An 8,088-nucleotide genomic window follows, 5' to 3' on the forward strand; every position below is an offset into this window, starting at 1 on the left:
ACGTCCAGTCCTGTCAGGCGCAGGGGTCCTTCCCCGCGTTGACCACGTCCAGGTCCTCGGGCGGCGCCGTCTTGCCCGGATCGGTGCCCGCCGCCTGCGGCGCCCGGACCTCCTCGTCCCAGCCGGGCCCGATCAGCAGCTGCACCGAGCCGCCCATGTTCGCCTGGAACTGCAACGTCGCGCCGGGCACCGAGGACAGGAGCGTCGTCGCCGCGTCCTCCGCGCCGATCCCGTACAGGATCACGGTCTTCTCGGCGCGCGGCGCGTCACCGGCGATGACGACGTCGTAGCCGAGTTCCCGCAGCGCGAGGGTGGTCCGGCGGGACGCGCCGTCGTTGTCCGGGTCGCCGTTGCGCACCTGGACCTTCAGTCCCTTGTGGTCGATGACCTTGCCCTGCTTGGGACCGGCCGGCGGGGTGGAGGTCTGCGTCGCGCCCTGGGCCGCCTGGTTCGGGTCGGCCGGCGTGTCGTCCGGGGTCTCCTCCGGCAGCGGCGTGCCGTCGATGATGGCCTGGAACAGCGCCTTGGTCTCCTCTTCCCGCAACAGCTCCAGGTTGTCGTCGTTGGACTTCGTGGCGCCCTCGGACGTCCGGTGCGGCACGGTGACGAACGTGACCCGGCCGGCTTCCAGGCTCTGCAACGACTGCGCCAGCGTCAGCATGTCGTTCACGCCGATGTTCTGGCCCACGGTGGACGCGGCGAACGCGTTGAGGAAGGCGTTGAGCTTGCCCGGGTTCAGCAGGATCTCCGACGACAACGCCTTGCGCAGCAACGACGACAGGAACTTCTGCTGCCGCGTGACGCGGTCGTAGTCGCCGAGCAGCTCGCCCTCGACCTTGCGGGCGCGCACGTAGTCCAGCGCCTTGTCGCCGTTGACCTCGAACTTGCCCGCCTTGTCGAAGATCAGGCCGAGCTCGTCGTCGTTCATCGGCTTCGGCACGCACACCGGGACGGTGCCGATGGCGTCGACCATGCCCTTGAAGCCGTTGAAGTCGACGCTGATGAAGTGGTTGATCTCCAGGCCGGTCAGCTCGGTCATGAACGCGCTGACGCACTTGGGCCCGCCGATGGCGTACGGCTCGTTGGCCTTCACGTCCTCCTCGGCCTCGAGCATCTCGCCGGTGTACTGGCCGGTGTTCGGATCCCACTTCTCGCACTTGGGCCGCTTGACGAGGAGGTCACGCGGCACGGAGACGACGACCATGCGCTTACGGTCGGCCGGGATGTGCGCGAGCATCAGCACGTCCGAGCGCGCGCCCGCGGTGTCCTCGGAGTTCGGGTCGCCGACGCCGTCCTGGGGCTTCGCGCCCGCACGGGTGTCCGAGCCGACGATGAGGAAGTTCTCGTCGCCGAGCTGCTTCTCCGCCTCGTGCACCGCGGCCGAGTTCGTGTTCAGCGCGTCGATCTCGGTGAACTTGCTGTCGATGTAGAACATCGCGCCCCAGCCGAGGCCGGTGGACACGAACACCAGCACGGCGGCGGCCAGCGCGACGACCTTGACCGCGCGCACGATCTTGCTGTGCTTGGCCGTGCGGCCGCGGCGGCGCGGGCCGTCGTCGTCGGGGTCGTCGACCGGCGAGGCGTACTCGGTGGCGTCCTCGTCGTGCTCGGCCTTCCACGGCATCAGCTTCTGGCGGCGTTCCTTGCGCAGGCGCTCCTGCTCGGCCAGCTCGTCGTGGACGGCGGAGAAGCGGGCCAGCGTGTGGTCGACCTCGCGACGCTTCTTGACGTCGTCGCTGATGGCCTCCATCTCCGTGGTGAGGCTGGCCGGATCGATGGCCTCGCGCGGCTCCGGGCCCGCGTTGAGGCGGGCGGCGATGACGGGCGGCGCCGGGTCGGGAGCGGCGGGGCCCTCGTCGGCGAACCTCCGGCCGGGCACGTCGCCGACCGGCCGCGGTCCGCTGCCGTCCTCCGCGAGCCGGCGCGGTCCGCTGCCGTCGACCGGCACGACCGGTGGGCCTTCGGCGAGGCGGCGGGGTCCGCTGCCCTCGGGACGGCGGCTCGGGTCTTCACCGGGCGGGACGGGCGCGGGGCGGCGCGGGTCGACGGCCGGGTCGGGTCGGCGGCCGGGGCGCGGCGCGCCGGTCAGGTCGTGCGGGCCGCTGCCCTCGGCGGGGCGACGGGGTCCGTCGGCCGGGAGGCCGGGACGGGGGCGTTGGCCGGTGTGCTCGCCGGGCCGGGGCCCGTCCGCGAGCCGCCTCGCGATGCCGTCGGCGGGCGCGCCCTCGGCGACGCGGCGTCCGGGCGGTCCTGCTTCCTCGGGCCCCGGCCGGGGACCGCTGCCGTCCGGCAGGCGACGGGGCGCGTCGGGAGCCGGTGGCGGGTTGCCGTCCGCCGGACGTCGTGGCGCGAGGTCTTCGGGTCGCGGTCGAGGTCCGCTGCCGTCGGCGAGGCGGCGGGGCGCGTCGGGGGCCAGGTCTTCGGGGCGGGGGCCGCCGCCGTCCGCCAGGCGCCTGGGTGGTGCGTCGGGGGCGAGCCCTTCGGGCCGTGGCCGCGGTCCGCTGCCGTCGGGGAGCCGTCGACCCGGCGCGGCGCCGGGGAGGTCGGGGCGCGGGCGCCGGCCGGTGCTCTCGGCGGCACGTCGTGGCCCGGCCGGATCCTGCGGGTGGCCGTTGGCCGGAAAGCGTTTGCCCGGCTCGCCGGGGGGCGCGGGGCGCGGGGCGGCGGGACGTCCCGGGCCGAGGTCGTCCGGTCGGCCGGCGTAACCGTTCGCGGGTCCGGCGGCCGGCGGGGGCGCGGGACGCCCGGGACGTGCCGGGCCGGGCTCGTCGGGACGGCGGCGGGCGCCGGTGTCCTCCGGCACGGGACGCGGCGTTCGGGTGCCGGTGCCGTCGTTCGCGGCGAAGAAGTCGTTCGGGGGCGGCGGTGCGCTCGGGCGGCGGCCGGCGACCGGCGGTGCGCCGTTGGTCGGCCTGGGCCGGGCGCCGGTGTCCTCCGGTGGCGGTGGCGCGTAGTCCGGCGGAGCCTGCCTGCGGGGCGGCTCCGGCGCGGCACGGCGGCCGGTTCCCTCGGGGGCGTGCCTGCCGTTCTGGGGCGGCGTGGGTCTGCGTGGCGGCTCTGGCTCGGGCGCGGCGCGCCTGCCGGTGTCCGACGGACCGGGCGGGACCGGGCGGGGGATGTTCGTGCGGCTGTGCTGTTCCAGCAGGTCGGACACGCTCAGCCCGCCATCGTCCAGCGACCTGCGGCGACGGCCGGTCGGCTGGTCCTCCTGAGGGGCCTGGTCACCTCCGGGTCCGGGGCCGCCACGGCGGGGCTCGTCGGGCACCCGGTCTCCCTTCAGCTTCGGTCATTAGTCGGTCGTCATCACGAGTTGACGACAGCAAGGACACATTGGTTGCACCAACGGCGTGTCACTTGCCTTGGCGATACTACGGATGACGGCCAGTCCTGACGACCACTCCCGGTGATACAGGGGTCGGCAGTACTCGGTTGCGCGCAGCAGACTACGTCCGAAAGGGTGAGTGGACGTGAGGTGTCAGTAACCGGCGACCCGCGATTCGGCTATACCTCGTCGCCCGGAAGCGGCACCCGCCAGGAGGACGCGGCCGTTCTCGCGGTAGGCGACGGCGTTCCGTCCTGACTGCTTGGCGGTGTAGAGCAAGCTGTCCGCGCGCAGGAGTTGCTGCTCCGGGGCGACCGGCGGACGGGTCGGCGCGCCGGCCGGCGGCGGCTCGTAGGCCAAGCCGATGCTGACGGTCACTCGCAAACCGGGCGCGAGGGAAGCCCAGGCGTGACGCTCGACACGCAGCCGGGCCGACTCGGCGATCTCCACGGCCGGCTCGGGCTCGACGTCGGGCAGCACGAGGACGAACTCCTCGCCGCCGTAGCGGGCGCAGAAACCGCCCTCCGGCAGCTCCTCCTGCAACAGCTCGACCACGCGCTGCAACACCCGGTCGCCCAAGAGGTGCCCGAACGTGTCATTCACCTGCTTGAACCAGTCCAGGTCGATCAACGCGATGGCGAGGCCCGCCGCCGTGGAGCCGCGCTCGGCGACCATGTCGAGCAGTCGCTCGTCCAGGTATCTGCGGTTGTAGCTGTCGGTGAGGCTGTCGCGCAGGCTCTGCTCGCGCGCCTCGGCGTGCTCGCGGCGCAGCCGGTCGACCTCCCGGCGCAGCTGCTCGGGCACCTGCGGCGGGTCGTCCTGGTCGGCGTAGACCAGGTCGAACGCCGAGCGCAGGTGCTGGTAGGCCTGCCGCCACTGGCCCCGGGAGGCGAGCAGCGCGGCGATCGACTCGTGCAGTTGCACCAGGCCGGTGCCCTCGCTCTCGGACGCGGGCATGCCTCCTCCGGGCCGGCCGTCGCGGTCGGACTCCGCGACTTCGGGTCGCAGTGCGGTCATCGCGCTCACCTCCCTCCTTGCCAAGGTGTCGTCTGATACGAGGCGACGCTTGAGCCGGCGGGACGCGTCATAGAGGGATTTCCCTCGACTGGTTGACCGTGCACTGCTCCGAACTAGTGGCATTCGGTGATCGAAAAGCCGAGAAGTTCACGGAGCGTGGTCAACCGGGTCGGCGTCACCTCAATTGACGCACGGGGCGAAGCCGTAGGCCTTGCCGTTGAGCAGGACGACGTGCTGCGAGCCGATCTGGCTGCCGATCTCGGAGCCCTCCTGCACGACGGTCAGCGTGACCGCGACGACCAGCACCACGCCGCGCGGGTGCTCGTCCTCGCCGGGCGGCGCCCACGCCGGGTCCAGGCGCAGCGTCGACATGGTCGGCTGCACCTTGATCGTGCCCGCGGGCAGCTCGCAGTCCTCGTCGCGGAAGTCCGGGTGCTGGGTGTCCTTGAGCAGGTCGCGCTGCTCGGTCGTGCCCTGCCCGCCCGCCTCGTTGAGGTCGGCGAAGTAGCCCGACACCAGCTCCCGCTCCACGTCGGTGACCTGGAGCGGACGGGCCACGCCGGTGATCACCGAACCGCAGCCGGCCAGCAGGAGGGCGCACGCCAGCGCCATCGCGGCGCGCACCGCCTCAGCCACCCGAGTGCAGTTCGTCGGCGCCGACGGGCACGGTGACGTCCTCGGGGTCGTCCAGCCAGCCCTCGGGCAGCACGACCTTGCCGGGCGAGCCCTGCCGGCCGCGCGGCTCGTCGGCGTTGTCCGGGAACTCCAGCGTCGGGTCGAGCCTGCCGACCAGGTCGTCCAGCTCGGCGAGGGTGGACACCATGGCGAGGTTGCGCCGCAGCTCCGCGCCGACCGGGAAGCCCTTCAGGTACCAGGCCATGTGCTTGCGCAGGTCACGCAGGCCCTTGTCCTCGCCGAGGAAGTCCGCGAGCAGCGCGCCGTGCCGGCGCAGGATGTCCGCGACCTGGCCCAGGCGCGGCCCCGGTGGGATGGGCTCGCCCCGGAACGCCGCCTGCAGCTCGCCGAACAGCCACGGCCGGCCGAGGCAGCCGCGCCCGACGACGACGCCGTCGCAGCCGGTCCGGGCGACCATGTCCAGGGCGTCCCGGGCGCTGAAGATGTCGCCGTTGCCGAGCACGGGGATGCTGGTCACGGCCTCCTTCAGGCGGGCGATGGCGGACCAGTCGGCCTTGCCGGAGTAGCGCTGGGACGCGGTGCGGGCGTGCAGGGCGACCGCCTGCGCGCCCTCGTCCTCGGCGATGCGGCCCGCGTCGAGGTAGGTGAGGTGCTCGTCGTCGATGCCGATGCGGAACTTCACGGTCACGGGCACACCGGCGGGCTCGGCGGCGCGCACCGCGGCACGCACGATCTGCCGGAACAGCTGCCGCTTGTACGGCAGGGCCGCGCCGCCGCCCTTGCGCGTCACCTTGGGCACCGGGCAGCCGAAGTTCATGTCGATGTGGTCGGCCCGGTCCTCGGCCACGATGATCTTCGCGGCTTCGGACATCGACTTCGGGTCGACGCCGTAGAGCTGCATCGAGCGGGGGCTCTCGTCCGCGCCGAACGTGATCATCTGCATCGTCTTGGCGTCGCGTTCGACGATCGCCCGGGCGGTGATCATCTCGCAGACGTAGAGCGACGTGGGGCTGCCGAACTCGCGGCAGAGCTGCCGGAAGGCCACGTTGGTGATGCCCGCCATGGGTGCGAGCACGACGGCGGGATCGACCGGGTGGCGGCCGATCTTCAGGGGCTTGGTGGCGTGCAGGGCGGTGGACATCGCCGTCCATTGTCGCCCAGCGCTGGTAGTGGTGGGTGCCACATCACCGAATCGCCCTCACCCGCCACCCCTCCTCCAGCTCCAGGACGTGCCCGGTCGTGGACGTGATGTCGGCGTCCGCGCGGGCGCGGGCGCGCAGCCCGGGCACCTCGGCGGTGTACCGGCGGTGGGTGCGTGCATCGGGCCAGAACGTGGCGACGAGGTGGCGGTCCGCGGACAGGCGCGCGACCACGCCGCCGAGCACGCCCGCCGCCACCATCGCCGGCGCCCACACCTCGCGCTGGACCTCGGTGAAGTGCTGCTGCGCGCCCTCGGCGAGCCTGCAGTCCGCGACGCGCAGCACGGGGCCCTCCAGCGCCTCGGCCACGGTCGCCGCCGTGCCGGGCAGGGTGAGCACCGTCTCACCGACCGCCACCGCGATGTTCCGGTAGCCGCTCGCGTCGGCTACCGCGTCGTGCCGGTCGCGCAGGAACACCTCGTGGCTCGCCGCGTCCGCCCACAGCGCGAGCACGTGCGCGCGGCCCGTTCGCGGGTCCCAACCGCCGACCTGCCCGACCAGCCCGGGCTGGTCGGCGATGACCGTCCACCTCGCCTGGGCCGCGCCGAACACGTCGCGCGATGCCTCCGGCACGTCACAGGTGATCCACTTCGCGAGCACCAACACCTCCGTCCGCCGAGGCCGTCGATCGTGCGACCTCGAGGGTGCTGGAGGTCAAGGGCCGGCGGTCGCGGCGGGATGGGGAGTGCGGCGAGTTCAGAACGGCACGGTGAGGCAGCCGAGCCGGGCGCCCGCCGTGCCGGCGTGACCGGGCTCGGTGTGGGTGTGCTCCTCGTGCAGCACGATCGACCCGGCCCGCCGTTCGCCGAACTGCCACGCCACCCGCGTCATCGCCTCACCACGGCCGTGCCCGTCGGTGGTGAAGTCGAGCCAGATCTCGTTGCGCGGGTTGGCGAACGCGGGATCCGTCGCACCGCCTTGGACGTGCTGGTAGTGCGGCCCCGCGTCGGTCGGCTCCGACCCGCAGGGGTTCACGTGCGCGTGCGCGCCGTAGTCGCGATCCGGCAGCAGCCCACTGGCGCGCAGCAGCACGACCGTGCCGCCATCCCTGGGCGCCACCACGACCTCCGCCCGCGCTCCGGCAGGCACACGGGGGTCATAGCTGATCAGTTCCCCGGCCACGGTCGTGACCGAAGCCGCAAGGGCGAGTGCCGCTACGAGGTGCATGGCACCTACTTATCGCCCACCCAGGGGCCACGCCAGCGCGATCACCCGTTCCGGTGGCGTCCCACACACATTCGCATTCCGGGCGCAGCACAATGGAAAAGAGTGGGCCGCCAGGGACTCGAACCCTGAACCCGAAGGTTGTGGATCTTGCCGCCTCGTCGTCTATCGACGCCTTCCAGCACCTACCACTACCTGCAAGATTTCCAAATGCGAACCACCATTGTGGATCGAACGACATGGTCCTCTGACGTCGTTAGTCGGGGGTAATCGGGGGAGTCGATCTTGCTGTCTGGAAGCTACCAACACTCGTCAGCAAGCTTGTGGGCAGCTCGACACCGCCAGGCGGTGGCCTGCTCACAGGTGCAGCAGCCGAGTGCTCGCGAAGTCGGCTACTCGGCGCTCGTCCCGAGCCTTGGCGTGCCACAAGCTCGCTTGAACCGATCTCCAGGTAGCGTGAGCACATGAGCGACGGTGAACTTCCTGCGACGAGCGGGACTCCCGCTCTGGACTTCGAAAAGCTGACTGCTGGTCTCGCGGCGTTGCCTGTGGTGGGGATGGGTCAAGCGTTCAAGAATCTTGACGTTGGCGGGGTTGCCGCCGCCTTCGACGAGATGGCTCAGCAGATGGCGGTATCTTCCATTGGTGCCGTCGACTTCGAAAAGCTGACTGCTGGTCTCGCGGCGTTGCCTGTGGTGGGGATGGGTCAAGCGTTCAAGAATCTTGACGTTGGCGGGGTTGCCGCCGCCC

The 8,088-nt window shown here is 72.1% G+C and carries 7 protein-coding genes; 1 reads left to right on the top strand and 6 read right to left on the bottom strand.

Annotated elements, in window-relative coordinates:
- Positions 1-13: 13 nt before the first annotated feature.
- From ACZ7GX_RS41605 to ACZ7GX_RS41630, 6 genes are all read right to left on the bottom strand, one after another.
- Positions 14-3,265 carry an LCP family protein gene (locus ACZ7GX_RS41605; protein WP_498785638.1) on the bottom strand — a complete coding sequence of 1,084 codons (3,252 nt, stop codon included), beginning with the start codon at positions 3,263-3,265 and terminating at the stop codon, positions 14-16.
- A gap of 210 nt (positions 3,266-3,475) precedes the next feature.
- Entirely contained in the window at positions 3,476-4,339 is an 864-nt protein-coding gene (locus tag ACZ7GX_RS41610) for a GGDEF domain-containing protein (protein ID WP_498785640.1), read from the bottom strand.
- 180 nt (positions 4,340-4,519) lie between these two features.
- A complete protein-coding gene (locus ACZ7GX_RS41615) occupies positions 4,520-4,975 on the bottom strand; it encodes a hypothetical protein (RefSeq protein WP_498785642.1) in 456 nt (151 codons plus the stop codon).
- A complete protein-coding gene (dusB, locus tag ACZ7GX_RS41620; RefSeq protein WP_498785644.1) occupies positions 4,968-6,116 on the bottom strand; it encodes a tRNA dihydrouridine synthase DusB in 1,149 nt (382 codons plus the stop codon). Before dusB ends, ACZ7GX_RS41615 begins: the two co-directional genes overlap by 8 nt.
- Positions 6,117-6,159: 43 nt before the next feature.
- Positions 6,160-6,774: a DUF4937 domain-containing protein gene (locus tag ACZ7GX_RS41625; protein WP_498785646.1), complete on the bottom strand. Its 615-nt coding sequence runs from the start codon at positions 6,772-6,774 to the stop codon at positions 6,160-6,162.
- 96 nt (positions 6,775-6,870) lie between these two features.
- On the bottom strand, positions 6,871-7,233 hold the full coding sequence (locus tag ACZ7GX_RS41630) for a hypothetical protein (RefSeq protein ID WP_498785648.1): 363 nt from the start codon (positions 7,231-7,233) through the stop codon (positions 6,871-6,873).
- A 569-nt stretch (positions 7,234-7,802) separates the two neighbouring features.
- Between ACZ7GX_RS41630 and ACZ7GX_RS41635 the strand changes: the two genes are divergently transcribed.
- A partial coding sequence (locus tag ACZ7GX_RS41635; RefSeq protein WP_498785650.1) for a hypothetical protein occupies positions 7,803-8,088 on the top strand: 286 nt, incomplete at its 3' end.

It is taken from the genome of Actinosynnema sp. NPDC037264 (assembly GCF_055603705.1).

Coding starts and splice junctions, on each gene's coding strand:
- dusB (WP_498785644.1), bottom strand. CDS start 6,116: ATGTCCACCGCCCTGCACGCCACCAAGCCCCTGAAGATCGGCCGCCAC.
- ACZ7GX_RS41610 (WP_498785640.1), bottom strand. CDS start 4,339: ATGACCGCACTGCGACCCGAAGTCGCGGAGTCCGACCGCGACGGCCGG.